Genomic DNA, 24,397 nt, shown 5'->3' on the forward strand with positions numbered 1-24,397 from the left:
CTGACGGGGCGGACGAGCACCCATCGGCTGCGCGGCGGGCCACCTGAACCGGACCCGCCCCGGGTTCGGCTCAAGTCGACACGCCGCCCGGCCGACGGAAACGGAGGGAACTCCCAGCCGTGTGGTAACGGCCCGACGCACCAGGAGCAACGACGTGACGCTGACCGGAGAGCCGACGGCGGGAGCCCGCCCACCGGTCCCGGGGACGCCGTACGCGGCTCCGGGGGGCGCGCGTGCCCCGCGCTCGCGGCTGACCGCGCTGCTGCTGGCCGTGGACGCCGCCTGCGTGCTGGTCGTCCTGCTGGCGGACCTGGCCCTGCCCGGCCTCGCCGACGGCCTGCGGCACCCGGGCCTGGGCGTGTTCGGGGTGTCCGTGCTGGCCGTGCACGCCTTCACCGGCCTGTACCGGCCCCGGCTGGAGCCCAGCGCCCTGGACGACCTGCCGCTGCTGCTGGCCTCGGCCGTCGCCGCGCTGGGGGCCACCTCCATCGCCGACGTCGTGCTGGGGGCCGGGTTCGTCGACGGGCCGCTGCTGCGGTTCGCGGCCGCCCAGACCGCGCTCGTCGTCCTGGCCCGCGCGGGTGCGTACGTGCTGGTCCAGGCGGTGCGCCGCACCGGGCGCGTGGCCCGCCGCACCCTCGTCGTCGGCTGCGGCGGGCTGGGTGCGCAGCTGGTGGACGTCCTGGCGCGCCGCGAGCACGGCCTGCTGCCCGTCGGCTTCGTGGACGACGAGCCGCGCCTGCCCCCGTGCTCCCGGCCGCTGCCTGTGCTCGGCCGGATCGCCGACCTGCCGCGCCTGGTGCGTGAGCACGAGGCCTGCGTCGTGATCATCGGGTACTCCAACGTGCCCGAGCCCGTCGTCGTCGACGTCCTGCGCGCCTGCCACGGCCTGGACGTGGAGATCTTCGCGGTGCCGCGCTACTGGCAGGTCGTCAGCACCCACCGGCTGGTGCAGGTGCTGCGGGGGGTGCCGCTGTTGCGGCTGCGGCGCCCGGCGTTCCGGGCGCCGACGTGGCGCCTCAAGCGCGGCGTGGACGTGGTGGTGTCCGCGGCGGGCCTGGCGCTGCTGAGCCCGCTGCTGGGGCTGCTCGCCCTCGCACTGCGCCTGGAGGGCGGGCCCGGCGTGCTGTTCCGCCAGGAACGCGTGGGCCTGGCCGGCCGCCGCTTCGAGCTGCTGAAGTTCCGCAGCGTGCGGGCCGCGGCCGACGACAGCGCCACGCGCTGGAGCGTGGACGAGGACCGCCTGCTCCCGCTGGGCCGCTGGATGCGCCGCCTGTCCCTGGACGAGCTGCCGCAGCTGTGGAACGTGCTGCGCGGCGACATGTCCCTGGTGGGCCCGCGGCCGGAGCGGCCGTACTTCGTGGAGCGCTTCGGCGCCGAGCACGAGGAGTACCTGTGGCGCCACCGGGTGCCGTGCGGCATCACCGGGTGGGCGCAGGTCAACGGCCTGCGGGGGGACACCTCCATCGCCGACCGGGCCCGCTACGACAACCACTACGTCGAGAACTGGTCGCTGTGGCTGGACGTGAAGATCCTGCTGCGCACGGTCGTGCAGGTCGTCGCGGCGGCGGGCCGGTGAGGGCCGGCGAGCCCCTCGTCCTGGTGCTGGGCACCGCGGACTGGGACGCCGCCGTCGCCACCAACCAGCACCGCGCCGTGGCGGCGTTCGCCCGGCGCTGGCCGGTCGTGTTCGCCGAGGGCACCGGCACGCGCCGGCTGCGTCCCGGCGACGCGCGCCGGGTGCTGCGTCGGCTGCTCCCCGCGGCGCTGCGCGAGACCCCGTCCCGCGCGCCGCGGCCGGTCCCTGCGGGTGCGGGGGTGCTGTCACCGCGGCTCGTGCCGCACCACGGGCCGGGGACCCGGGCGCTGAACGCCCGCCTGCTGCACGCGCAGGTGCGGCGGTGGGCCGAGCACCCCGGCCCGCGGGTGCTGTGGACCTACACGCCGTTCACGTACGGCCTGCCCGCCCTCGCCGACGCCACCGCCTACCACCTGGTGGACCTGCTGCACGAGAACCCCGGCGTGCACCGCGGGCGCCTGCTGTCGGCCGAGCGGCGGCTGGCGGCGTCGGCCGGCCTGGCCGTCGCCACCAGCGACGCGGTCGCCGGTCACCTGCGCCGGCAGGGCTTCGCGCGCCCGGTGCTGCTGCCCAACGTCGCCGACGTGGACCTGTTCGCGGGCGCCGCGGCCCGGCGGACGGCGCCGCGCGAGCCGGTGGCCGTGTTCGCCGGCACGCTCGCCGCGCACAAGGTGGACCTGGAGCTGCTGACCGGCCTGGCGCGGCGGTTGCGGGGCACCGCCCGCGTGCGCCTGCTGGGCCCCGTGGCACCCGGCACGACGGGGCACCCGGCGTGGCGCGAGCTGCTGGCCGAGGGCGCGCAGGTGGCGGGGCCGCTCGGCCCGCAGGACCTGGCGCGGGAGCTGGCCGCGGCCACCGTCGGCCTGGTGCCGTACCGGCTGACCCCCCTCACGGAGGGGATCAGCCCCCTGAAGACGTACGAGTACCTCGCCGCCGGGCTGCCGGTGGTGAGCACGCCGCTGCCCGCGGTGCGCGCGCTGCCCGGCGCGGTGTGGACCGAGCGGGGCGCGGAGCCGTTCACCGGCCGGGTCCTGGACCTGCTGGCGGCGCCCGCCGCCGAGCGGGCCGAGCGGGTGCTGCGCTGCGGGCGGGCGGCGGCCGGGCACGACTGGGCCTCGCGCGGCGAGCAGCTGCGCGGGCTGCTGGACGGCCTGCTCACCCGCTGAGCCCCGACCCCCGCCGACTCCCGCCGCCTCCCCGCCGCCTCCCCGCGGACTCCCCGCGGACGTCACGGCCGGGGGCGCCGCAGCACCTGGGCGAGCGCGCGGCGCAGCGCGGGCACGCACACCACGTGCAGCCCCCACACCACCAGGGCCGCCGCCGAGCCGAGCACCAGACCCGCCCACGTCCCCGGCACCGCCGCCCCCACCAGCGCCGCCGCGAGCCCCGCCAGCAGCGCCCCCGGCGCGCACAGCGCCGCGCACCGCACCAGCACGGCACCCACCCCCAGGGCCCGCGCCGCCAGCAGCGTGGTGACCACGGCCCCCGCCGACACGGCCAGGCCCAGCGCCACCGGCCCCAGAACCGCGGGCAGGGTCAGGTCCACGGCCAGCGTCACCGCCAGCCCGGCGACGAGGGCGGTGACGGCCGCGCGGTTGCGGTCGCGCGCGTTCAGCGCCTTCACCAGCACGTACGACACCGCCTGCGCCCAGAACCCGACGGCGAAGCCGGTGAGCACCTGCGCCGACGTCGCCACCGCTGAGGCGTCGAACGCGCCGCGCCCGTACAGCACGTGCACGACCCCGCCGGCGTCCACCGCGAGCACCGCCGACAGCGGCACCACCACGACGAGCACCGCCGGCACGAGCCGCTCCAGGCGCTCGCGGGTGGCGGTCGCGCTCAGGCCGGGCAGCACCGCCAGACCCGCCAGGCCCAGCGGCACCGCCAGCAGGCTCACGCCCGTGGTGGCGATGAAGCGGGCGTAGTCCACGGCGGCGACCACGCCGTCCCCCAGCAGGGACGCCACCACCCGCTCGGCCACCACCGACGCCTGCAGCACCACCGGCAGCAGCAGCAGGGGACGCACCCGCCGCCACAGCTGCGCCAGGGCGGCGCGCGCGTCGCGCCGGTCCCGGCGCGCCGGCGGCAGCAGGCCGAGGCGGCGCAGCGAGCGGTGCGCCCAGACGTGCAGGGCGACGTACGCGGCGGGGAACCCCCACGCCAGCGCCACGGGCGCCGACAGCCACCAGGCCACCGCCAGCCCCGCCACCATCCCGGCGTTCTGGACGGTGGCACGGGCGCTGGAGAGGCGGAACGAGCCGTGCGAGGCCTCCAGGCAGCTGAGCAGGGCGAACTGCAGGTAGCTGGGGACCCCCAGCGCCATGACGCGCAGGAAGGTGGCCGCCGTGCCGGCGGTGGCCCCGTCCAGGCCGGGCGCCAGCAGGTCCACGACGGTGCCGGCGAGCAGGAGCAGCGCGACGGTCACGACCAGCGCCACCGCCAGCAGCAGCGCGCGCAGCCCGTGGAAGAGCGCGGCGGCGCGGGCGGGGTCCCGCCGGCGCAGCTCGGCGTGCACCGGCAGGAACCCGGCGCTGAGGGCGTCGGCCGTGAACAGGTCGACGGGCACGAGGGTGGCGGTCTGCGCGACGCGGGCGGCCGCGGCGGGCGCACCGGTGCCGTAGGCGGCCGCCAGCAGCACCTCCCGCACCAGGCCGAGGAGCTTGCCGGCCAGCCCGCCCCAGAAGAGCCGCTGCACGGCCGAGCGCATCAGGCGCCCCGCAGCAGCCGCTCGTGCTCGCGCGCCACCCGCCGCAGCTCGTGGTGGGCCGGCAGGAGGCTGCCGGTGCGCCCGTCCCGCGCGGCGCGGTCCAGCGCACCGGCGGTGGCGGCGGCCAGCGCCGCGGCGTCGGCGGCGTCCACCCGCGTCACCGCGTCGCCGGCGCCCGCCACGACGGCGGTGGTCAGCGCCGTCACGGCGGGCGTCCCGCACGCCAGCGACTCCAGCACCGCCATCGGCAGCCCCTCGCGCCATCGGGACGTGAGCAGCGAGACGTCGGCGGCCGCGGCGAGGCGCGCGACGCGCTCGCGCGGCACCGGGCCGGTGAAGCGCACCCGGTCCCGCACGCCGAGCTGCCCGGCCAGGGCGCGCAGCCGCCCCTCGTCGGGGCCGTCCCCCGCGAGGACGAGGTGCGGGTCCAGGTCGGGGCGGGTGCGCGTCAGCTCGTGCAGGCCGCGCAGGGCGCGGTCGAGGCTCTTCTGCGGGTGCAGCCGGCCGGCGGCGAGCAGCACGCGCGCCGTGGCGGGCACGCCCAGCTCGCGCCGGGTCGCGGCAGCGGCGTCCGGGTCGGGCCGGAAGACCGACGTGTCGACGCCGTTGGCGATGGTGCGCACCGGCGGCATCCGCACCAGCCGCCCCAGCGGCGGGGAGGTCAGCGACGCCGCCACGGCCGGCCCGACCGCCACGACGGCGTCGAAGCGCCGGTAGGTGCGCGCGTCGCGCAGCAGCGCCCGCGCGTTGCGCACGCCGGACAGCGCGGTGAGCGCGGACCCGCTGCGCAGCTTCGAGGTCAGCTCCGCCACGGACGTCCCGTGGGCCTGCAGGACGAACCGGGGACGAGGGGCACCGGCGGGTGCGGCCGCGTCCAGGCAGGAGAACGCCCCGGCGCTGACGGACAGGACGCCGGCGACGGGCCCGGCGCGCAGCAGCTCCTCCAGCGCGCGGCGGGAGGCGCCCCACCAGGCGCGCGAGTAGCGCCCCGGAGCGGTGCCCGGCAGGGCCCGCACGTCCACGCCCTCCAGCGTCGAGGTGGCCGGGTGGCCGGGCACGGCCGTGGTGATCACGGTGACGGCGGAACCGCCTGCGGCCAGGGCGCGGGAGACGTCCCAGGCGACGGACTCCATGCCGCCGGTGCCGTGCAGCGGCAGCCCGCGGGTCACCACGACGAGGCGGCCGCTCACCGCCGCCCGCCCCCCGCGCCGCGGGCGGCCAGCACCCCGTCGAGCAGGTCCTCCAGCCGGCCGGTCTGCCGGGCGACGTCGAAGGAGCGCAGCACGTGCGCGCGCGCCGCCTCCCCGGTGCGGCGGGCCAGGGCGGGGTCGTCCAGCAGCCGGGCCAGCGCCCCGGCCAGCGCGGCCGGGTCGGCCTCGGGCACCAGCAGGCCGGTGACGCCGTCGACGACGGCGGAGGGGATCCCGCCGTGCGCGGTGGCGACGACGGGCCGGCCGAGGGCGCCGGCCTCCAGCAGCACCTGGCCCAGGCCCTCCTGGTCGCCGGAGCGTGCCGTGACGCTGGGCAGGCACAGCACGCTCGCGGCGGTGACGTGCGCGAGGACGTCCGGGTTGGCCAGCGCCCCCGTGAAGACGACGCGGCCGGCGATCCCCAGCTCACGGGCGAGCCGTTCCAGCGCGCCGCGCAGCGGACCGTCGCCGACGCACACCAGCCGGACGTCGCCGCCGCGCGCGGCCAGCAGGGCCACGGCGCGCAGGAGGTGCTCGGTGCCCTTCTTCTCCACCAGCCGTGCGACGTGCACGACGGTGCGGCCGTCCCCGGCGGGCGCCGCGGCGGGGACCTTGCCGAGGTCCAGACCGAGGTGGTGCGTGACGGTGCGGTCGGCGGGGAAGCCGCGCGCCAGGAGCCGCTCGCGCAGGTGGCCGGACACGGGCAGGAACAGGTCGCCGTGCCGTGCCAGCCGCGGCAGCCGGCGCACGTACGTCACCCAGGAGGCGCGCCGCGCGCGCAGCAGCGCCGCGCGGGTGCAGGTGGCGTCGAAGCCGTGGAAGACGGTCGCCAGCGGCACTCCGGCGCGCTGCGCGCTGGGCAGCGCGTGGGCGCCCTCCACCCCGAAGTGCGCGAGGACCACGTCGGCGCGCACCTCGCGCAGCACCCGGGTCAGCGGCCAGGACAGGGCACCCGCCGCGTACCCGGCGGCGGCGCCGGCCCCCCACCGCTGCGCCAGGGTGACGACGGGCAGGCCCGGGTCGGCGTCCGCGGGCAGCGGGTCGCGACCCACGAGGACCGGCTCGTAGCGCGTGAAGCGGCGCGCCTGCTCCAGCACGAACGGCTCGGAGGCCACCCCCAGCTGGTGGCGCAGCACCGCTACGCGGGGCACGCCGACCTCCGGGCGGGGGCCTCGACGGCCGGCGGGACCGCCGGCCCCGCGTCCTGGCGGGCCGTGACGACGCCCAGCAGCAGCGCCAGCAGGATCATCGACTTGGCCTCCCCGTACACCGCGGTGTTGTCACCCATGCCGTGCACCAGCGCCCACAGCCACGCCCCGAGGGCGAACCCCGCGGTGCGGGCCAGGGGGGAGCCGGCCCGGCGGACCACGACGGCCAGCAGCCGGTGCAGGACGGTCGCGGCCAGCACCAGCAGGACCAGCACCCCGGCCAGGCCGGTGGACGCCCACGCGGCGATCAGGAGGTTGTGCGGTGGCAGCGCGTCCACGCCGAGGTGCGCGTACAGCTCCATCGTGCGCCCCCAGCCGCCGTGCCCCAGCCCCAGCAGCAGGTGGTCCCGGAACATCTGCAGGGCCGCGTCCCACATGGGGGCGCGGCTGGCGAGGCTCTCGGAGGAGGCGTCCGCGTAGGCGGGCACGTACCGCTCCAGCAGGCGCGGCAGCATCCAGGCGCCGCCGGCCACGACCACGGCGGCCTGCGGCAGGAACCAGCGCGCCGAGGGACGTCCCAGCACGTGCACGGCCCGCACCACCACCGGCAGCAGAAGCGCCAGCGCGGCGGCGGTCTTGGAGCCGGTCGCGAACGTGGCCGACCAGGTCACCAGGGCGCCGAGCAGGTACCGGCGCCGGCGGCCGTCCACGCTCAGGGCCAGGAACGCGAACGTCGCGACCCCCAAGAACATGGAGGCCACGTTGGCGTTGATGAAGAACCCGCCGGCCTTGGCGGGGTCCACCACGTTGTTGGCGCCCTCGCCCCAGAACGCCGCCATGACGTCCGGGCCGGCGACGGCGACGGCCAGCGGGGAGCGCAGGAACGCCGTCTCCAGCCCGGGCGAGAGGCGGAAGACCCACACGAGCACGGCCGCCACCAGCGCCCACGCCAGGACGACCCGCAGCGGTCCGCCCGCGCCGCGGGGGTCCTCGCGCTCCACCCGCACCACGTGCAGGTACAGGAAGGCGAAGGACGCCAGCCGGGCGGCCTCCAGCACGCCGACGAGCGGCTCGGGCGACCAGGCGACGGCGGCGACCTGCACGACGGCCAGCGCCAGGACCGCCCGCAGCACCGGGTCGCGCAGCGGCACGCCCTTGCGCTCCAGCAGCCAGCACAGCGTCGCGAGGATCACCCAGCACTGGCTCAGCGGCAGGGACATCGCCCCCAGCGGACCGGCGAACACCTGCGGCACGGCGAGGAAGGCGGCCACGAGCAGGCGGGTGCGGTCGCCGGCGGTTACGCACACCAGCGCGCCCGTGGCGGCCAGCGCCGCGCCGAGGAACAGCTCCACGTCAGCGCCCCCCGACGTGGGAGGCGACCCACGCCCGGACCTGCTCGCGGAAGCGCTCCGGCCCGAAGCCCGCCGCCCGCCGGCGGCAGGCGGCGGGGGAGCACGCCTCGGCGCGGGCGACCGCCTCCGCGTAGGCGGCGGCGTGGTGCTCGGGCACCAGGGCGCCGGTGACGCCGTCCACGACGGTCTCGGCGGCGCCGCCGCGGGCCAGCGCCACGACGGGCGTGCCGGAGGCCATGGCCTCCACGGGCACGATGCCGAAGTCCTCGAAGGTGGGGAACACCAGTGCGGCGGCGCGCCGCAGGAGCTCACGCACCCGCGCGTCCCCGGGGCGCTCCAGGACGAGCACCGGCACCGACGCGGCCGCGGCCCGCTCGCGCAGGGCGGCGGCCAGCGGACCGGCGCCCGCGAGGACGGCGGGGCGACCCAGCCGCTCGGCGACGTCGACGACCAGGAGGTGGTTCTTGTAGGGCACCCAGCGGCCCAGCGCGAGCAGGTACCCCTCGGGCAGGTCGAGCTCGTCGCGGTCGGCGGGGGAGGGGGCGAAGCGCGCCACGTCCACCGGGGGGTGCACGACGGTGGCCTCGCGGCCCCAGAAGCGCTCCACGCGGCGGGCGACCTCGGCGCTGTTGGCGGCCACCCCGCTCAGGTGGGCGGCGGCACGGTGGTCCACGCCGGCGAGCGCGCGCCGCGCCGGCGCCAGCAGCGGCGAGGTGCCGCGGCCGTCCAGCTCGGGGCTCCAGACGTACCGCGCGGGGGTGTGCACGTAGGCGAGGTGGGTGCCGCCGGGGCGGGTGAGGCGGTGCGAGGTGGCGAACGCGTGGTGGGAGGTGACGACGAGGTCGTAGTCGCCGCGGCCCAGCGCCCGCCAGGCCGCCGGCATCAGCGGCAGGGTCAGCGCGCGCCGCTCGCGGGTGGCGGGCCGGTCCAGGAACGTGGTGCGCAGCTGGCGGCCCTGCAGGTCCAGCTGCGCGCCGGGCGCGCGGCTGAGGGCGTACAGGTCGGCGTCGGGCCAGGTCCCGGCCAGCGCCTCGAACACCTGCTCGGCGCCGGCGCGCGCGGCGACCCACTCGTGCACCACGGCGGTGCGCGGGCCGGCGCGCTCCCGCGGGGCCGCGGCGCTCGTGCCGGGCCCGGGCGGGGCGGGGTGCGGTGTGCTCATGGTCCTCTGCGCTGCCTGTGACGGGTCGTCCCCCCTTCGGCGCGGGCGGCGCGGACCTGAGCGGTGCGGGCGGGCCGGGGCGGCGGAGGGTGCTGTGATCCGCGGCGCTCCGGTGGCCCCGTGCTAACGTTCGAGGCCGTTCTGGACACCTCGTGGAGGTCACGCGTGAAGAAGCTGCTGCTGGTGGCCGCCGTGGCGGGCGCCGCCCTGGCGTGGCGCCGCAAGGCGTCGGCGAAGGCCGAGCGCGACCTCTGGGCGGAGGCCACCGACACCGTGCGCTGAGCGCGGTACCCCCGGGGGCGTGGCGCAATTGGTAGCGCACCTGCTTTGCAAGCAGGGGGTTAGGGGTTCGAGTCCCCTCGCCTCCACCCGGCACCACGAAGGCCCCCACCCGTCAGGGCGGGGGCCTTCGTCGCGGTTCAGTCCTTCTTGCCGTCGTCCTCGACGGGCGCGGTGGCCTCCTCGAAGTTCTTCACGGCGTTCGAGGGGGGCTCGTCGGGCAGGTCGCCGACCTGGACCTCGGTGGCCTCCGCGGGCGAGGCGCCCGCGGACGGCGCGTCCGGCACGGGGGCCGGGGTGGCGGTGGGCTCGTTCGTGGGGGTGGCGGGCGTCCACGCGGCGCCCGGCGTGGCCCACGGGTCCTCCTGCTTGCGGCTGCGCACCGCGCTGAACGCGGCGGCGCCCGCCCCGGCGAGGGCCAGCACCAGCAGGAACCTGCGGCCCTTCCCGGACTTCCCCGCCTTCTTCGCCGTCGCCTCGCCCTTGAGCACCGCCAGGGCACCGGCGCTGCGCTCGCGGGCGACCTTCGTGCCGTCGGCGGCCCCCTTGGCGGCTGCGGCGCCCTTGACGGCCGCGGCGCCCTTGGCGGCCGCGGCGGCGCCCTTGGCGCTCTTGGCGGCCGCAGCGGTGGCGGTGCCGGCTGCGGTCGTGGCGGCCGTGACCGCGGGGGCGGCGGCCGTGACCGCGGCGTCGGCGGCCGTGCGGGCGGTCTCGGCGGCCTCCTGCACGGCGTCGACCACGCGGGGCAGCAGCTCGTCGAGCTTCTCCCGGGCCGTCTCCACGGCGGGACCCACCCGCTGGGTCGCCGTCTCCACGTGGGGGGTGGCCCAGGTGCGCGCGGTGTCGACGTGGGGGGTGGCCCAGGTGCGCGCGGTGTCGACGTGGGGGGTGGCCCAGGTGCGCGCGGTCTCCACGTGGGGGGTGGCCCAGGTGCGCGCGGTCTCCACGTGGGGGGTGGCCCAGGTGCGCGCGGTCTCCACGTGCGGGGTCGCCCACGTCCTGGCGCTCTCCACGGCGGGGGCCACCTTCTCGGTCAGGGCCTTCTCCGCGAGGGCCGTGCCCTGGTCGCGGACCTGCGTCATCTTGCCGGGCCGGCTCCTGGTCAGGAACATCCGTTCCTCCTCGTCTCGATCCTCGTCTCGATCCTCGTCCCGCCCGGGCCAACGCCCCGGGGCCCGGGAGCGTGCCCGGGCGACGATCACCTCCGCCATCCCACCGCAGCCGGGCCGTCCGCGCCAGCGTGCGGTGGCCCGGGGCCCCCGTGCGACGATGAGCCGCATGCGCGCGACCCTGCACACCAACCACGGCGACATCCGCATCGAGCTGTTCGAGAACCACGCCCCGAAGACCGTGGCGAACTTCGTCGGCCTCGCCGAGGGCACGAAGGAGTGGAAGGACCCCTCCACCGGCGAGACGAAGACGGAGCCCTTCTACGACGGGCTCACCTTCCACCGCGTCATCGACGGCTTCATGATCCAGGGCGGCGACCCGCGCGGTGACGGCCGCGGCGGCCCCGGCTACCAGTTCGACGACGAGATCCACCCCGACCTGCGCTTCGACAAGAAGTACCTGCTGGCCATGGCCAACGCCGGCAAGGTCGCCGGTCACGGCACCAACGGCTCGCAGTTCTTCATCACCGTCGCCACGACCCCGCACCTGAACGGGCGCCACACCATCTTCGGCGAGGTCGCCGACGAGGAGGGCCGCCGCGTCGTGGACGCCATCGCGAGCGTGCCCACCGGCCCGGCCGACGCCCCCCGCGAGGCGGTCGTCATCACCGGTGTCGACGTCGAGCGCTGATCCCGGCCGGACCCCGACCCCGGTGGTGTTCCGCCCAGCGCGGACGGTGCGAACGGTGACGGCTCCCGGAGCGTTGGGCGCACCGTGAGCGACGCCGCGAACGAGACCTCCACCGGGGTCCCCGTCTGCCCCCGGCACCCCGACCGCGAGTCGTGGGTGCGCTGCCAGCGCTGCGAGCGGCCCGCCTGCCCGCAGTGCCAGCGCCCCGCCGCGGTCGGGGTGCAGTGCGTGGACTGCGTCACCGAGGGCAACCGCTCGGTGCGCGAGCCCCGCACGGCCTTCGGGGGCGCGGTCCGGGGCCGCAGCACCCTGGTCACGAAGGCCGTGGTCGTGGTGTGCGTGGCGATGTTCGCCGCGCGCTACGTCGTGCCCGCGGACGTCTACTACTACCTGCCGCTGGTCAACGACGCCGGCTACGCCAACAGCTTCGGCGCGGGCACCTGGTGGCAGCCGCTGACGTCGGCGTTCCTGCACGCCTCGCTGCTGCACCTGCTGTTCAACACGTACGCGCTGTGGCTGACGGGCACCTACCTGGAACCGCTGCTGGGGCGGGCGCGCTTCGCGGCGCTGTACGTGCTCTCGGCGCTGGGTGGTGCGGTGGGGGCGCTGCTGCTGCCCCTGACGGCGAACACGAGCCTGGTGGGCGCCTCGGGCGCGGTGTTCGGGTTGTTCGGGGCGCTGGTCGTCGTCAACCGCGACCTGGGCCGGCAGACCGGCCAGGTGGTGGCCCTGGTGGCGATCAACTTCGTGCTCGGCCTGGTGATCAGCGGGGTCTCGTGGCAGGCGCACCTGGGCGGGCTGGTGACGGGCGTGCTGGTCGCCACGCTGCTGGTGCGCACCCGCCGCCGCCCGCACGCGCAGCGGGGCGGGCTGGCCGCCGTCGCGGCGGTCGTGGTTGCCCTGCTGGTGTACGCCGCTTCGCACGCCGTCGTCTGACGCCCGCGAGCCCCGGTCGGCTGTCCACAGCCTGTTCGCACAGCTGTGCGAACAGGCTGTGATTGTCCACCTGCTGTGGGTTCGGGTGTGGACACGATCCCTCGTTTCCCACAGTCATCCACAGGCTGTGGACGAACCGGTGGACAAAGGTTGTGGACAGCGGGGTCCTCGTCCCCCGCGGTGTCCTCCAGCGGTCCACAAGGCGACCCCCAGCTGTCCACAGGGGTGACCTTCCCAGGGGAAGTGCCGTGAGTAGCTGACTGACTACGCAGCGTTCACAAGGTGGAGGGCCCGGGACGCCGGTCCGCGTCCCGGGCCCTCCGCGTCGGGGGTGGGTCAGCGCCAGCGCGTCGTCATGGCGAAGCCCACGAGCACCAGGCCGAAACCGGCCACCAGGTTCCAGTTGCCCCAGCCGGGCACCGGGTACTGCGCGCTGGAGAGGTAGAAGACGACGATCCACAGCAGGCCCAGGACCATCAGGGCCACCATGACCGCCACCCACCAGCGCGGGGTCAGCCGGTTGCGCGCCTTGATCGCGCGGTCCGTCTCGTCGCCCTCGCCGCCGCGGCGGCGACGGCGCTTCGGGGCCTCCGCGGCCGCGTCCCCGGCGGGCTGTTCCGCGGTCGCACCGGTGCCCTCGGCGGCCCCCTCCTCGTCGCGATCGCGCTCGTGGCGGGACTTGGGCACGTCAACCTCCGGGTCGGGACGGGTGGTGCAGGAGCACGCGGTTCGCACGGTTAGCGTAGTGCGAGCAGGCCTCGCGGACGGTCGCACCACGGGTGCGGCGCGTGAGCGGGGTGGGGGAGGGGGAGAGGTGCGCGTACGGACCCTGCGCAGGGCGGGCGCCCGCACGGCCGTCGCCGGCGTGTTCGCGCTGGCCGGTCTGCTGTTCACCACCAGCGCCCTGACCTCCCGCGGCACCGACCTGCGCTCCGACACCGCCGACCTGGGCGCGCTCGTCGCCGAGCGCTCCCGCCTCAACGAGCAGCGCGCCGCCCGCGTCGGCGACCTGCGCGCCGAGGTCGAGGCGCTCAGCACCGGCAGCGACGCGGCCGCCGCGCCGGCGGGCCCGCTGGTCGACCCGCTGGCCGACCCGGCCCTCGGCACCGCCTCCGGTGCGCTGGCCGTCACCGGCCCGGGCGTGACCGTCACCCTCGACGACGCCCCCGACCACGTGCGTCCCGCCTCCGCGAGCCCCGACGACCTCGTCGTGCACCAGCAGGACGTCGAGGCCGTCGTCAACGCCCTCTGGGCCGGCGGCGCCGAAGCGATGTCGATCATGGACCAGCGCGTGGTGTCCACCTCCGCCGTGCGGTGCGTGGGCAACGTGCTCGTCCTGCAGGGCCGCACCTACTCCCCGCCCTACGCGATCTCCGCGATCGGCGACCCCGCCGCGCTGACCGCCGCGCTGGCCGCCAGCCCGCAGGTCGCGGTCTACCGCCAGTACGTCGACGCGTACGGCCTCGGCTGGTCCGTCGACGCCCGCGAGGGGGCCGGCGCCCTGGTGCTGCCCGCCTTCGACGGCCCCACCGGCTTCGACACCGCGCGGGTCGCCGCGTGATCCGCCGAGCCGTGGGCGTCCTCGGCGAGCTGCTGGTCACCGCCGGCGTGCTGACCCTGCTGTTCCTGGTCTGGCAGCTGCACTGGACGGACCTGACCAGCGCGCGGGCCCAGGCCGCGACCGTCGCGGACCTCCAGCAGGAGTGGGCCGCCGCGCCCGCCGCGCCCGCCGCGCCCGCGCCGGCGGCGAGCGCTCCCGCGCAGCCCGCCGTGCCGGACGTGGACCGGACCCCGCCCGCCGGGGACGCCTTCGCCGTCGTCTACGTGCCCCGCTTCGGCGCCGACTACGCCGTGCCCGTCGTGGAGGGCACCGGCACCGAGGAGCTCAAGGGCGGCATCGGCCACTACGCCGGCACCGCGATGCCCGGCGAAGCGGGCAACCTGGCGCTCGCCGGGCACCGCGTCACCTACGGCAAGCCCTTCCACCTCATCGCGGACCTCCAGCCCGGGGACGCCGTCGTCGTCGCCACCGCGGACCGCTGGTACACGTACCGGGTGCGCTCGCACCGGGTCGTCACCCCGAAGCAGGTGGAGGTCATCGCGCCCGTGCCGGGCCGGCCGGGCGCCGAGCCCACCGAGGCGTGGCTGACCATGACGGCCTGCCACCCCGTGCACTCCGCGCGCGAGCGGTACGTGGTGCACGCGCTGCTGGAGTCGGTGCAGGACCGCACCGCCGGGCCGCCCGCCTCGCTGGCCGCGGTCGGCTGAGGGGGCCGGGGTGTACGCGTGGTGGTGGCGCCTGCTGCCGGGCCCGTGGTGGCTGCGGCTGCTGATCAGCCTGCTGGCGGCGGCCGGGCTGGTGCTGCTGTGCTTCACCGTCGTCTTCCCGTTCCTGGCCGACCGGCTGGCCATCAACGACGGCACCGTCGGCGGCGCCTGACGCGTCCCGCCGGGCCGCCCCCGCGGGGCCGCCCTGTGAAGACGTGGCGCACGCGCTGCGCACGCGCTGCGTGAGCCCGGGGATCAGGACCGCGACGGTCCGGTGCTCGCCGTACCGTGGGGGCGTGCCCACCACGACCGGCCCCACCCCGCCGCGCGCCGACGTGCCCGGTGCGGGCCTGCGCCCGCGGGGCCGGCACGCCAGCCACGAGCACGGCACGGCCCGGCGCGTGCTGCGCGTGGCGGCGGTCGCGCTCGTGGTGCTGGCGCTGGCCGCGGGAGCCGGCGGCGTCTACGCCTACCAGCGGCTGCAGGGCAACATCACCGCGCAGGACGTCACCGGGCTGCTCGGGCAGCGCCCGGACGAGGGCGCCGGCGCGGACGAGACCTCACCCGTGAACATCCTCGTGATGGGCAGCGACACCCGCGCCCTGGCCGACGGCACCGGCGACGTCTACGGCGGTGTGGAGGCCGACCCGGGGGCCCGCTCGGACACCACGGTCCTGGTGCACCTGGCCGGCGACCGCGAGAGCGCCACCCTCGTCAGCATCCCCCGCGACTCCGTGGTGCAGATCCCCGAGTGCACGGCCCCGGACGGCAGCACCGTCGAGGCGCACGTCGACATCTTCAACTCGGCGTTCTCCGAGGGCGGGGCGGCCTGCACCATCAGGACGGTGGAGGCGCTCACCGGCGTCTACGTCCACCACTACGCGGTCGTGGACTTCAGCGGCTTCCGCTCCATGATCGACGCCCTGGGCGGCGTGACGATCTGCACGCCGCAGGACATCGACAGCGAGAGGGCCAACCTGCACCTGGAGGCCGGCACCCACCGGGTCGACGGCGAGACGGCCCTGGCCTACGCCCGGGTGCGCTACGGCATCGGCGACGGCTCCGACCTGTCCCGCATCGAGCGCCAGCAGGCGCTCATGTCCTCGATCGTGCAGCAGGTCACGAGCTCGCAGATGCTGCTGCGCCCGGACCGGCTGTACTCGTTCCTGGACGCGGCGACCGAGTCGGTGACCACCGACCCCGAGCTGGCCGAGCTCGGCCAGCTGGTGGACCTGGCGCAGAGCCTGCGGGACCTGCCCGCCGGCGGCGTCCGCTTCGTCACCGTCCCCACCGAGCCGTACCCGCCGAACGAGGCGCGCGTGCAGTGGACCGCGGCGGCCGAGGACCTGTGGCAGCGCATCCGCACCGACACCGCCGGCGCGGCGCAGGCCACCCCCACCGCCACGGCCGACCCGTCGGCGACCTCGCAGCTGGTGGTGGCGCCGGGCGACGTGACGGTGCAGGTGCTCAACGTCGGCGCCCCCGCCGGCACGGCCGGTGCGGTCTCCGAGGCGCTCGCCGGGGTCGGCTTCGCGGTGGCCGGAGCCGGTGACGGCGAGGCGACCGACCCGTCCGCGCCGGTGCTGGTGCGCCACGGCCCCCAGCGCGCCGACAGCGCCGCGACCGTGGCGGCCGCCTTCGGTGGTGCGCCCACCGAGGTGGACGACGGCCTCGGGCGCACCGTCGTCGTGGAGGTGTCCAGCGCGGCGTACTCGGTGGTGGACGTGCGCCCGCGCGTCACCGGTGCGGCCCCGGCCGCCCCGGCCGCCCCGAGCCCGACCATCGCCGCCCGCGTCGCCACCGACGACATCTGCGCCTGACCGCCCGTGCGCGAGGTCGACGCCCAGGCGCCCTGCCCGTGCGGCTGGGGCGAGCCGTACGCCGCCTGCTGCGGCCGGTACCACGCCGGTGAGCTCACCGGGGAGCACGCCCCCACCGCCGAGGCGCTCATGCGCTCGCGCTACAGCGCCTTCGTGCGCGAGGACGAGCCGTACCTGCTGCGCACCTGGGACCCGGCGACCCGCCCCGCCGCTCTGGACCTGACCGGCAGCGGCACCCGCTGGCGGCGCCTGCTCGTGCTCGCCACGACCGCCGGCGGGCCGTTCGACGACACCGGCACCGTGGAGTTCGAGGCCCACGCCCGCGCCGGCGGCCGCCGCGACGTGCAGCACGAGGTGTCCGCGTTCCGCCGCGCCGGCGGGCGGTGGTTCTACACCGGGCCCGCGGGGGGCGTGTCGGGGGATTGACCCCCGCCACGCTGGGTAAGACCGGGTAACACGTCCTGTCGAAGCTCGCTGAGGAGGACACGTCCGTGAAGCTGGACTGGCTCAAGCCCGTCGCCACCGATCCCGGCCCCCACGTGTGCGTCTACGTCGACGTCTCACGCACGCGCGAGAAGGGCGCTCACGAGATCGACCTGCGCTGGAAGGACGCGCGGGACTCGCTCGCCGGCCAGGGCGCCCCCGAGGCCGCCCTGGCGGTCCTGGACGGGGTCGCCACCACCCCGCCGGAGGTCGGCGGCCCCGTGGGGCGCGGGCTCATCGCCTCCGCCGCCGGGCTCGAGATCGACGTGCTGCTGCCGGACCCGCCCGCGCAGGACGAGGCCGTCACCGGCCCGGTGGCTCACCTGATGCCGCTGGTGCGCTCGCTGGCCGACGACGTGCGGTACGTGCTCGTGGAGCTGGACCGCGCCGGCGCCGACATCACCGTCACCAGCTCCGACGCGCCCCGCGGCAGCGAGGAGGTGCGCGAGGTCACCGCCGGCCACGACCTGCTGCACAAGATCCCCGGCGGCGGCTGGGCCCACCTGCGCTACCAGCACGCCGTGCAGGACTCCTGGGACCACAACGCCGCCGCGGTCGCCGAGGAGCTCGGGGACATCGTGCGCCGCGAGCACCCCGAGGTGGTCCTGCTGACCGGTGACACCAAGGCCGCCGCGTCGCTGCGCAGCAAGGCCGGCAAGCCGGTGCTGGAGCTGCTCGTCGACGTGCCCGGCGGCAGCCGGCACGCGGGGGTGCACGAGGAGTCCTTCAACGCGGCGGTCGCCGAGGCGCTGGAGGAGGTGCGCCGGCGCCGTCGCGACGCCGTCGTCGACGAGTTCGAGCAGGAGGTCGGCCGTGGCGGGCGCGCCGTCAAGGGCCTGGCACCCGTGGTGGACGCGCTGCGCCGCGGGCAGGTGCGCACCGTGCTGCTGCGCGACGACCCCGACCCCGGTGCGGACTCGCGGACCCTGTGGGTGGGGGCCTCGCCGCTGGAGATCGGCACCACCGCCGACGAGGTGCGCGCCCTCGGCGGCGACGGCGAACCGGTCGAGGTGCGCGCCGACTCGGCGATCGTGCGGGCCCTGGCGGCTTCGGACGCCGAGATCGAGCTGGTCGCCGAGCGCCCCGACCTCGTCGAGGGCATCGGCGCGGTGCTGCGCTACGCGGACGCCTCCACCCCCGCCTGACCCCTCCCGCAGGCCCCGCACCCCGGTGGCCGGGGGAGCCGACGCTCCCGCGGCCACCGGCGCGGGCGTCCTTCCCGGCGCGGACGCGTTCTCCTACGGTGGCCGTGCGGGTCCACCGTGGACCCGGACGAGGAGGCGCACGCATGGCAAGGGTCACGGTCCTGGGCGGCACCGGGTACGCCGGCAGCCGCATCGCCCGTGAGCTCGCCGCGCGCGGTCACGCGGTCACCACGGTCAGCCGCACCGTCCCCGAGCGGGCCAGCGAGGGCGTCCGGCACGTCGCGGGCTCGGTGCTGGACCGCGACTTCCTGGAGCGGGTCGTCGCCGGCGACGTCGTCGTGTCGGCGCTGGCGCCGCGCGGGGAGCTGGCCGGCGAGGTGCGCGGCGTCCTGCGCGACGTGGCCGCGCTCGCGCAGCGCAAGGGCGTGCGCCTGGGCGTCGTGGGGGGTGCGGGGTCGCTGCGCGTGTCCGAGGACGGCCCGCGCCTGCTGGACACCGAAGCGTTCCCCGAGGAGTTCAAGCCCGAGGCGCAGGAGGCCGCCGAGGTGCTCGAGGACCTGCGCGGCGCCGACGAGGCCCTGGACTGGTTCTACGTCAGCCCCGCCGCCGGCTTCGGCGCCTTCGCCCCGGGCGAGCGCACCGGGTCGTACCGCACGGGCGGCGACGTGCTGCTGACGGACGAGGCGGGGGTCTCGTCCATCTCCGGCGACGACTTCGCGATCGCCGTGGCCGACGAGGTGGAGCGGGCGGCGCACCGGCGCCGGAGGTTCACCGTCGCCCACTGACGGCCGCGCCCCGACGGCCGCGCCCGGCGGGGGTGGCCGTCGGTGCGGGTCCGTGGTGGACTGGGGTCGGCGGCCCGGGGGGCTTCGAGTGTTGGGGAAGAACGCCCGCGGACTCCCCGGGCCGCCGCCTCAGGCGCGGTCCGGCTCACTCACCCGCCGGGGTCACCCCGAACATCAGCGTCCGGCGCTCGATGTCGTAGTGCACGACCTTCGTGTTCTCCAGCAGGTCCTGCAGCGCGTCCGCGTCGTCCGCCGTGAGGGTGAGCACCTCCTCCCAGGCGCCCTCGTCGAGCACGAGCTGCAGCGTGTAGGTGCCGTTCTGCCCGGGCTCGCCGGCCACCCACGAGAACTGGTAGTGGCTGAGCTGACGGACCTTGATGGTGTTGTCGTTGACGGGCTGCGGGACGTTGGCCACTGGTCGTCGCCTCCTGGTCGGATCGCGCGTCGGTGTCGCGGCGCGGTCGGCGCCGCACTCGTCCGCTACCCCCTGGTCGTCCCGCCAAACCGGCCGGCGGTCCCGCTGCGGGACGCCGTCGTCCCGGCCGGGTCCCGTGCCCGTCCCGGGTGCGCCGGTGGCCGGGTGGGGGAGGGGCCGCCCGGCCACCGGCGCGCGTGGGGGGTCAGGAACCCGGGTTCCGCTTCGCCAGTTGCGACAGGACGCTGCGCTCCAGGACCTCGGCGGTGCTCCGGTCCATCTGGACGAACCGCACGACGGCCTCGCGGGCCTCGTCGTCGACGCGCACGACCTCGCCGCGGGCGTGCACCTCCAGCCCGGTGCCCAGCTCGAGGGCGATGTCGACCTCGGTGCGCTCGGCGGGGAGGTCGTCGGTCTCCAGCCGCAGGCCGCTGCGCGAGAGGTCCACGGTGCGGGCGTCGGCGACGCCCTCGGTGGTCGTCAGGTGCACGGGCAGCGAGGCGGGCACGCGCACGGCGCCGCGGCGGGTCTCGGCGGCCAGCAGCATCACGCCGGTCAGCGCCAGCTCGTCGGTGCGGTGGGCCTGGGCGACGGCCTGGAAGACGGCGTGCGGGACGACGGCGCCGGGCTCACCGGCCTCGGTGCTCACCCAGACGCGCTGGCCGTCGAGGGCTTCGACGGTGCCGGGGTCGGCGGCGACGTGGCTGGTGACCACGAGGCCGGCGACCCCGGCCGTCCAGGAGCGGACGGTGCCGGTGTGGACCCGGTGCCCGGTGTCGGTGGTGCCGGTCGTGGTCATGAGCGTCACGGTCGTGTCGACCGCGGGTCCCTCGGTCATGAGCAGACCGCCCTGGGCGCTGTCCATCCGTCCCCCTGTGTCAGCTGTTAGTGACTATAAATGCACGCTACGTTACTGCTGGGGTGTGCTTCCACCCGTTCGGGCTCCGCCACCCGGATGGGTGAAGGTCACCGAGCCCCCTCGCGAGCCACACTGGGCCCCGCTGAGCCCTGCTCAGCCCTGCTCAGCCCTGCTCAGCCCTGCTCAGCCCCCGCGCTCGACCGCCCGGCCGCACCCCCGTAGCGTCACCCGCGTGCTGATGCGCCTGCGGACCCCGCGCCCGGCCGTCGACCCGGCGCTGGCCGCCTACCTCAACGAGCAGCTCGCCCGCAGCAGCGCCCTGCTGGACCAGCTGCGCCGCGCCTCCCGCGACCCCGACCTCGCCGCCGAGCGCACGGTGCTGGCCGACCTGCGCCGGCAGGTCGCCGCCGACCGCGCGACCGTCCGCGCGGCCGTGCGCCGCCTGGGCGTCCCCACCGACTGGGCCGTGCTCGGCCTCGGGTGGGCCTCCTCGCGCGCCTCCCGGCTGCTGCCGCTGCTGCACCGCCTGCCCGTCGTGGACCGGCTGCCCACCCCGCCCTCCGCCCGCCAGGACGCCGTGCAGGCGCTGCTGGAGCTGGAGGACCTGCTGGCCGGGATGCACCGGCGCCAGGTCGCCGCGCGGGTGCTCGCCGACGTCGTCGAGACGGTCGGTGCGGCCACCGGGGAGCAGGACGAGCGGGCCCGCGCCGTGCGGGAGCTGCCCCGCCGCGCCGAGCAGCAGCTGCGCGCCGCCGAGGAGCTGCACCGCCGCCGCGCCGCGACCCTCCTGCCGCGCCCCGCCGGCCCCGGCCCCCGGTGACGGCCCGGTCCGGGGAGCTGCCCGACCGGGCTCGCGCGTGCGGTCCGCGGCACGGGCGGGTTCACTGAGGGTGAGTGGTTCGCTGGGAGTGAGTGCTTGAGCGTCGGCGGGTAGGGGTGGACGTGCAGCCGGACGACCTGCGCCTGTTCGACGCCCTGCCCACCCCGCACCTGCTGCTCGACGCGGACCTGGTGGTCGTGCAGGTCAACCCCGCCTACGCGCGCCTGGTGGGCGTCAGCGCCGGTGAGCTGGCCGGCCGCCACGTGCTCGAGGCCTTCCCACCCCGTCCCGCGGTGCTGGGCCGGGGCGGTGCGCAGCGCCTGCAGCGCTGCCTCGAGCACGTCCTCGCCACCGGCGCCCCCGAGGTGCCGCCCGGCGAGCCCTACGCCGTCGCCGACCCGCGCGACGGCCGGGCCGCGGAGCGCCGGTGGTCCTCGCTCGCCGTGCCGGTCCTCGACGAGTCCGGGGACGTCGAACTGATCCTCCAGCGCGTGGAGGAGACCACCGAGCACGTCCACGACCGCCGGGCCCGCCGGCGGCGGCACCGCGCCGAGGAGCGGTGGCGGACCCGCGCCATGGTCGCGGAGTCCGAGGTCCTCGCCCGCGTCCGCGAGGCGCGGGCCGCCCGCGAGGCCGAGCGCGCCAGGGCCCGGGAGCTGGCGGCGCTGGCCGACGCCGCCGTGCGCGTGGCCGCGGCCGAGGACGTGGACGAGCTGACCGACGTGCTCGTCAACCGCGCCCTGGCGGCGCTGGGCGCCCAGGGGGGAGCCGTCGCCGTGCGCGAGGGCGACGTCGTCCGCCTGTCCATCACGGCCTCGCTGGGCGACCGGATCCAGGTGCTGTACTCCACCCTGCCCCTCGACAGCCCCCTCCCGGCGGCGGTGAGCGCCGCGACCGGTCGCCGCATCCTGCTGCGCGACCGGGCGCAGACCGTGGCCTACGGGCACGGCGCGGAGGAGATCGTCGTCAACAGCGGCTGCCAGGCCTGGGCCTGCCTGCCGCTGACCACCACCGGCCCCGGTCCCGCGGCGGCGAGGAGCGTGGTGCTGGGCTCGCTGCTGATCGGCTGGAGCCGGGCGCAGGCCTTCACCCCCGCCGAGCTGGACGTCCTGGACGCCTTCGCCGCGCAGTGCGCGCAGGCCCTGGCCCGCATCCGGGCGCGCGAGGCGCAGCGGGTGCAGGCGGAGCAGACCGCGCAACTGGCGCAGGCGCTGCAGCGGGCGCTGCTGAGCGAGCCCGTCCACGCCGAAGGGCTCGACGTGGTCACCCGCTACCGCCCCGCCGCGCAGCACGCCCGGGTCGGCGGGGACTGGTGCGACAGCTTCGTCACCCCCCGCGGCGACACGACCCTGGTCGTCGGCGACGTGTGCGGCCACGACCGGGAGGCGGCAGCGACCATGGGTCAGGTGCGCAGCATGCTGCGCGCCCTCGCCTACACCGTGGGTGAACCACCCGCCGGGGTGCTGAGGCTGCTGGACGCGGCGCTGCGCGGCCTGGTCGTGCAGGCCCCGGCCAGCGCCGTCGTGGTCAGCGTCGAGCGGGACGCCAGCCGGGGCGGCCCCTGGGCGCACCGGCTGCGCTGGTCCAACGCCGGGCACCCGCCACCGCTGCTGATCCACCCCGACGGGCGCACCGAGCTGCTGCGCAGCGAGGCCGAGCTCCTGCTCGGCGTCGACGCCGACACCCCCCGCTCGGACCACGAAGCCGACCTGGCGCCCGGTGCGACGCTGCTGCTGTACACCGACGGCCTGGTCGAACGCCGCGACAGCGACCTCGACGCCGGCCTGGCGTGGCTGGCGCGCACCGCGGGCGCCCTGACCGATGCCGGCCTCGGCCCCGCGGCGCTGTGCGACGCGCTGCTCGAGCAGGTCGCCGGCACCGCCGAGGACGACGTCGTCCTGCTCGCCCTGCGCGTGCGGGGCGCGGGGCCCGCGCTCACGACCCGGAGCGGGTGACGACCCCGGCGCCCACCTCGCGCACGCCCCGCGCCCTCGGGCGCAGCTGCCGGTGCACCACCAGCGCGGCCAGCGCGGTGAGCACCGCCCCGGCCACGGCGGTGGTGTCCAGGCCGTGCGCGAAGGCCTCGCGGGCGGAGTCCAGCAGCTGGGCGCCGGCAGCGCCCGGCAGCTGCCCCGCCACCTCCACCGCTCCGCCGAGGGTCTCGGCGGCGGCCCCGGCCTGCCCGGCGTCGGCGGCCGCCGGCACCCGCACCTGCGCCGTGTAGACGGCGTTGAGCAGGCTGCCCAGGACCGTCGTGCCCAGCACCGCGCCCACCTCGTAGGCCGTCTCGGAGATCGCCGAGGCGGCGCCGGCGCGGTCGGCGGGTGCCGTGGACAGGATCGCGTCGTTCGTGAGGGTCTCGGCCAGGCCCGCGCCGGCGGACAGCACGACGAACGCCACGGCCAGCTGCACGGCGCTGCGGGTGGCGGCCCCGTCGTCGGCGGGCCCCAGGGTGGCGGCCACGGCGTACCCGGCGGTGCCCAGCAGCAGCCCGGTGGCGATCAGCACGTCCAGGCGGGCGCGCCGGGCCAGCCGGGCGGCGAGCAGCCCGGCGCCCACCGAGACCACCGCGCCCGGCAGCAGCAGCAGGCCCGCGCGCACCGGCGACAGGCCCAGCACCAGCTGCAGGTACTGCGAGACCGCGAAGAGCATCCCCGTCATGCCGCAGATGCTCATGAGGTTGGCCAGCACCGCGGTGCGGAAGACCGGCAGCCGGAACAGCCCGACGTCCAGCAGCGGCTCGGCCAGCGTCGTCTGCCGCCGCACGAAGGCGACGCCCAGCGCGACGCCCACCGCGAGCGCCGCCAGCGGTGCGGCGCCCGGGCCGTGGTCGGCCAGCGCCTTGACGCCGTAGACCACGCCCGTCATGGCCGCGGTGGCGAGCGCGGCGCTCAGCGGGTCCAGCCGCACCGGCGCGGACGAGCGCGACTCGCGCACCAGCAGCGGCACCAGCACCAGCACCAGCACCACCACCGGCACGTTGACCAGGAACACCGAGCCCCACCAGAACCGCTCCAGCAGCAGCCCGCCGACCACGGGCCCCAGCGCGGCGCCACCGGCGAACGCACCCGCCCACACGGCGAAGGCGGTGCGCCGCTGCTCGCGGTCGGGGAAGACGCTGCGCAGCAGCGCCAGCGTGGAGGGCATGAGGGTGGCGCCGAAGACGCCGAGGGCCACGCGGGCGGCGATGAGCGTCTCCGCGGAGGGGGCGAACGCGGCGAGCGCGGAGACGGCGCCGAACCCGGCGGCGCCGACGAGCAGCAGCCGGCGCCGGCCGGAGCGGTCGCCGAGGGCGCCCATCGTCACCAGCAGCCCGGCGATGGCCAGGGAGTAGCCGTCCACGATCCACAGCAGCTGCGTGCCGGTGGGTGTCAGGGCGGTGCTCAGGTGCGGGACGGCGAAGCTCAGCACGGTGGTGTCCACCGAGATGAGCAGCACCGGCAGCATCAGCACCGCCAGCGCGGCCCACTGGCGGGCGCCGGCGCGCGGGACGGGGGTCTCGGGGGAGGTGCGGGGGCCGGGCGTGGTCACGGGGGAGTCCTCGGTCGGTGGCTCGGGGGGGGGGGGGGGGGGGGGGGGGGGGGGGGGGGGGGGGGGGGGGGGGGGGGGGGGGGGGGGGGGGGGCGGGCGGGGGGGGGGGGGGGGGCGG

General features: G+C 77.2%; 24 protein-coding genes and 1 tRNA gene. 15 read left to right on the forward strand and 10 right to left on the reverse strand.

Annotation, left to right across the window (positions count from 1 at the left end):
• The first annotated feature begins 154 nt into the window (after window positions 1-154).
• Window positions 155-1,579, forward strand: a complete 1,425-nt coding sequence (locus ACRYR8_RS12320) for a sugar transferase (RefSeq protein ID WP_432484813.1) — start codon at window positions 155-157, stop codon at window positions 1,577-1,579.
• Window positions 1,576-2,745 carry a glycosyltransferase gene (locus ACRYR8_RS12325; RefSeq protein ID WP_432484815.1) on the forward strand — a complete coding sequence of 390 codons (1,170 nt, stop codon included), beginning with the start codon at window positions 1,576-1,578 and terminating at the stop codon, window positions 2,743-2,745. Before ACRYR8_RS12320 ends, ACRYR8_RS12325 begins: the two co-directional genes overlap by 4 nt.
• 62 nt (window positions 2,746-2,807) lie before the next feature.
• Here the strand turns inward: ACRYR8_RS12325 and ACRYR8_RS12330 are convergent, their stop codons facing one another.
• From ACRYR8_RS12330 to ACRYR8_RS12350, 5 genes are read right to left on the reverse strand one after another with little or no spacing between them, the layout of a single operon-like run.
• The gene (locus ACRYR8_RS12330; protein ID WP_432484817.1) at window positions 2,808-4,286 is read right to left on the reverse strand and encodes a lipid II flippase MurJ; all 1,479 of its coding nucleotides are present in this window, start codon (window positions 4,284-4,286) and stop codon (window positions 2,808-2,810) included.
• Window positions 4,286-5,476, reverse strand: coding sequence for a glycosyltransferase (locus ACRYR8_RS12335; RefSeq protein WP_432484819.1), 1,191 nt, complete (start codon window positions 5,474-5,476; stop codon window positions 4,286-4,288). The genes ACRYR8_RS12330 and ACRYR8_RS12335 overlap by 1 nt, the downstream gene beginning before the upstream one ends.
• Window positions 5,473-6,627 carry a glycosyltransferase gene (locus ACRYR8_RS12340; RefSeq protein ID WP_432484821.1) on the reverse strand — a complete coding sequence of 385 codons (1,155 nt, stop codon included), beginning with the start codon at window positions 6,625-6,627 and terminating at the stop codon, window positions 5,473-5,475. The genes ACRYR8_RS12335 and ACRYR8_RS12340 overlap by 4 nt, the downstream gene beginning before the upstream one ends.
• Complete coding sequence (locus tag ACRYR8_RS12345) at window positions 6,615-7,976, reverse strand: O-antigen ligase family protein (protein WP_432484823.1); 1,362 nt, start codon at window positions 7,974-7,976, stop codon at window positions 6,615-6,617. The genes ACRYR8_RS12340 and ACRYR8_RS12345 overlap by 13 nt, the downstream gene beginning before the upstream one ends.
• Window position 7,977: 1 nt before the next feature.
• Window positions 7,978-9,138, reverse strand: a complete 1,161-nt coding sequence (locus ACRYR8_RS12350; protein WP_432484825.1) for a glycosyltransferase — start codon at window positions 9,136-9,138, stop codon at window positions 7,978-7,980.
• 165 nt (window positions 9,139-9,303) lie between these two features.
• Between ACRYR8_RS12350 and ACRYR8_RS12355 the strand changes: the two genes are divergently transcribed.
• Window positions 9,304-9,420 carry a DLW-39 family protein gene (locus ACRYR8_RS12355; protein WP_242130002.1) on the forward strand — a complete coding sequence of 39 codons (117 nt, stop codon included), beginning with the start codon at window positions 9,304-9,306 and terminating at the stop codon, window positions 9,418-9,420.
• A gap of 13 nt (window positions 9,421-9,433) precedes the next feature.
• A tRNA-Ala gene (locus ACRYR8_RS12360) sits at window positions 9,434-9,506 on the forward strand.
• 51 nt (window positions 9,507-9,557) lie between these two features.
• Here the strand turns inward: ACRYR8_RS12360 and ACRYR8_RS12365 are convergent.
• Window positions 9,558-10,529, reverse strand: a complete 972-nt coding sequence (locus ACRYR8_RS12365) for a hypothetical protein (protein WP_432484827.1) — start codon at window positions 10,527-10,529, stop codon at window positions 9,558-9,560.
• Window positions 10,530-10,686: 157 nt separating this feature from the next.
• On the opposite strand from ACRYR8_RS12365, the gene ACRYR8_RS12370 reads away from it, so the two are divergent.
• Window positions 10,687-11,217, forward strand: a complete 531-nt coding sequence (locus ACRYR8_RS12370) for a peptidylprolyl isomerase (RefSeq protein WP_432484829.1) — start codon at window positions 10,687-10,689, stop codon at window positions 11,215-11,217.
• An 84-nt stretch (window positions 11,218-11,301) separates the two neighbouring features.
• Window positions 11,302-12,153, forward strand: a complete 852-nt coding sequence (locus ACRYR8_RS12375; RefSeq protein ID WP_432484831.1) for a rhomboid family intramembrane serine protease — start codon at window positions 11,302-11,304, stop codon at window positions 12,151-12,153.
• Window positions 12,154-12,489: 336 nt separating this feature from the next.
• Here the strand turns inward: ACRYR8_RS12375 and ACRYR8_RS12380 are convergent, their stop codons facing one another.
• Window positions 12,490-12,840 carry a cell division protein CrgA gene (locus ACRYR8_RS12380; protein WP_432484833.1) on the reverse strand — a complete coding sequence of 117 codons (351 nt, stop codon included), beginning with the start codon at window positions 12,838-12,840 and terminating at the stop codon, window positions 12,490-12,492.
• A 127-nt stretch (window positions 12,841-12,967) separates the two neighbouring features.
• Between ACRYR8_RS12380 and ACRYR8_RS12385 the strand changes: the two genes are divergently transcribed.
• The 7 genes from ACRYR8_RS12385 (at window position 12,968) to ACRYR8_RS12415 (ending at window position 18,654) form a co-directional block, all read left to right on the forward strand.
• Window positions 12,968-13,714: a DUF881 domain-containing protein gene (locus ACRYR8_RS12385; protein WP_432484835.1), complete on the forward strand. Its 747-nt coding sequence runs from the start codon at window positions 12,968-12,970 to the stop codon at window positions 13,712-13,714.
• Entirely contained in the window at window positions 13,711-14,421 is a 711-nt protein-coding gene (locus tag ACRYR8_RS12390; RefSeq protein WP_432484837.1) for a class E sortase, read from the forward strand. Before ACRYR8_RS12385 ends, ACRYR8_RS12390 begins: the two co-directional genes overlap by 4 nt.
• A 10-nt stretch (window positions 14,422-14,431) precedes the next feature.
• On the forward strand, window positions 14,432-14,593 hold the full coding sequence (locus ACRYR8_RS12395) for a hypothetical protein (protein WP_432484839.1): 162 nt from the start codon (window positions 14,432-14,434) through the stop codon (window positions 14,591-14,593).
• 124 nt (window positions 14,594-14,717) lie between these two features.
• Complete coding sequence (locus tag ACRYR8_RS12400; protein WP_432484841.1) at window positions 14,718-16,241, forward strand: LCP family protein; 1,524 nt, start codon at window positions 14,718-14,720, stop codon at window positions 16,239-16,241.
• Between the two features lie 6 nt (window positions 16,242-16,247).
• On the forward strand, window positions 16,248-16,667 hold the full coding sequence (locus ACRYR8_RS12405; RefSeq protein ID WP_432484843.1) for a YchJ family protein: 420 nt from the start codon (window positions 16,248-16,250) through the stop codon (window positions 16,665-16,667).
• A gap of 65 nt (window positions 16,668-16,732) precedes the next feature.
• A complete protein-coding gene (locus ACRYR8_RS12410) occupies window positions 16,733-17,869 on the forward strand; it encodes a baeRF2 domain-containing protein (RefSeq protein ID WP_432484845.1) in 1,137 nt (378 codons plus the stop codon).
• Window positions 17,870-18,012: 143 nt separating this feature from the next.
• Window positions 18,013-18,654: an NAD(P)-dependent oxidoreductase gene (locus ACRYR8_RS12415; protein ID WP_432484847.1), complete on the forward strand. Its 642-nt coding sequence runs from the start codon at window positions 18,013-18,015 to the stop codon at window positions 18,652-18,654.
• Between the two features lie 145 nt (window positions 18,655-18,799).
• Here ACRYR8_RS12415 and ACRYR8_RS12420 read toward each other — a convergent pair whose 3' ends face one another.
• Both ACRYR8_RS12420 and ACRYR8_RS12425 read right to left on the reverse strand, forming a co-directional pair.
• A complete protein-coding gene (locus tag ACRYR8_RS12420; protein ID WP_432484849.1) occupies window positions 18,800-19,069 on the reverse strand; it encodes a hypothetical protein in 270 nt (89 codons plus the stop codon).
• 205 nt (window positions 19,070-19,274) lie between these two features.
• On the reverse strand, window positions 19,275-19,934 hold the full coding sequence (locus ACRYR8_RS12425) for a PilZ domain-containing protein (protein ID WP_432484851.1): 660 nt from the start codon (window positions 19,932-19,934) through the stop codon (window positions 19,275-19,277).
• A gap of 226 nt (window positions 19,935-20,160) precedes the next feature.
• On the opposite strand from ACRYR8_RS12425, the gene ACRYR8_RS12430 reads away from it, so the two are divergent.
• Both ACRYR8_RS12430 and ACRYR8_RS12435 read left to right on the forward strand, forming a co-directional pair.
• Window positions 20,161-20,748, forward strand: a complete 588-nt coding sequence (locus ACRYR8_RS12430) for a hypothetical protein (RefSeq protein WP_432484853.1) — start codon at window positions 20,161-20,163, stop codon at window positions 20,746-20,748.
• Between the two features lie 122 nt (window positions 20,749-20,870).
• Entirely contained in the window at window positions 20,871-22,703 is a 1,833-nt protein-coding gene (locus tag ACRYR8_RS12435) for a SpoIIE family protein phosphatase (RefSeq protein ID WP_432484855.1), read from the forward strand.
• Here ACRYR8_RS12435 and ACRYR8_RS12440 read toward each other — a convergent pair.
• Entirely contained in the window at window positions 22,684-24,279 is a 1,596-nt protein-coding gene (locus ACRYR8_RS12440) for an MFS transporter (RefSeq protein ID WP_432484857.1), read from the reverse strand. The two genes, ACRYR8_RS12435 and ACRYR8_RS12440, sit on opposite strands and share 20 nt — an antisense overlap.
• Window positions 24,280-24,397: the final 118 nt, after the last annotated feature.

The sequence above is a fragment of the Kineococcus esterisolvens genome (genome assembly GCF_050871405.1).
In the GTDB taxonomy this organism is placed as follows: Bacteria; Actinomycetota; Actinomycetes; order Actinomycetales; family Kineococcaceae; genus Kineococcus.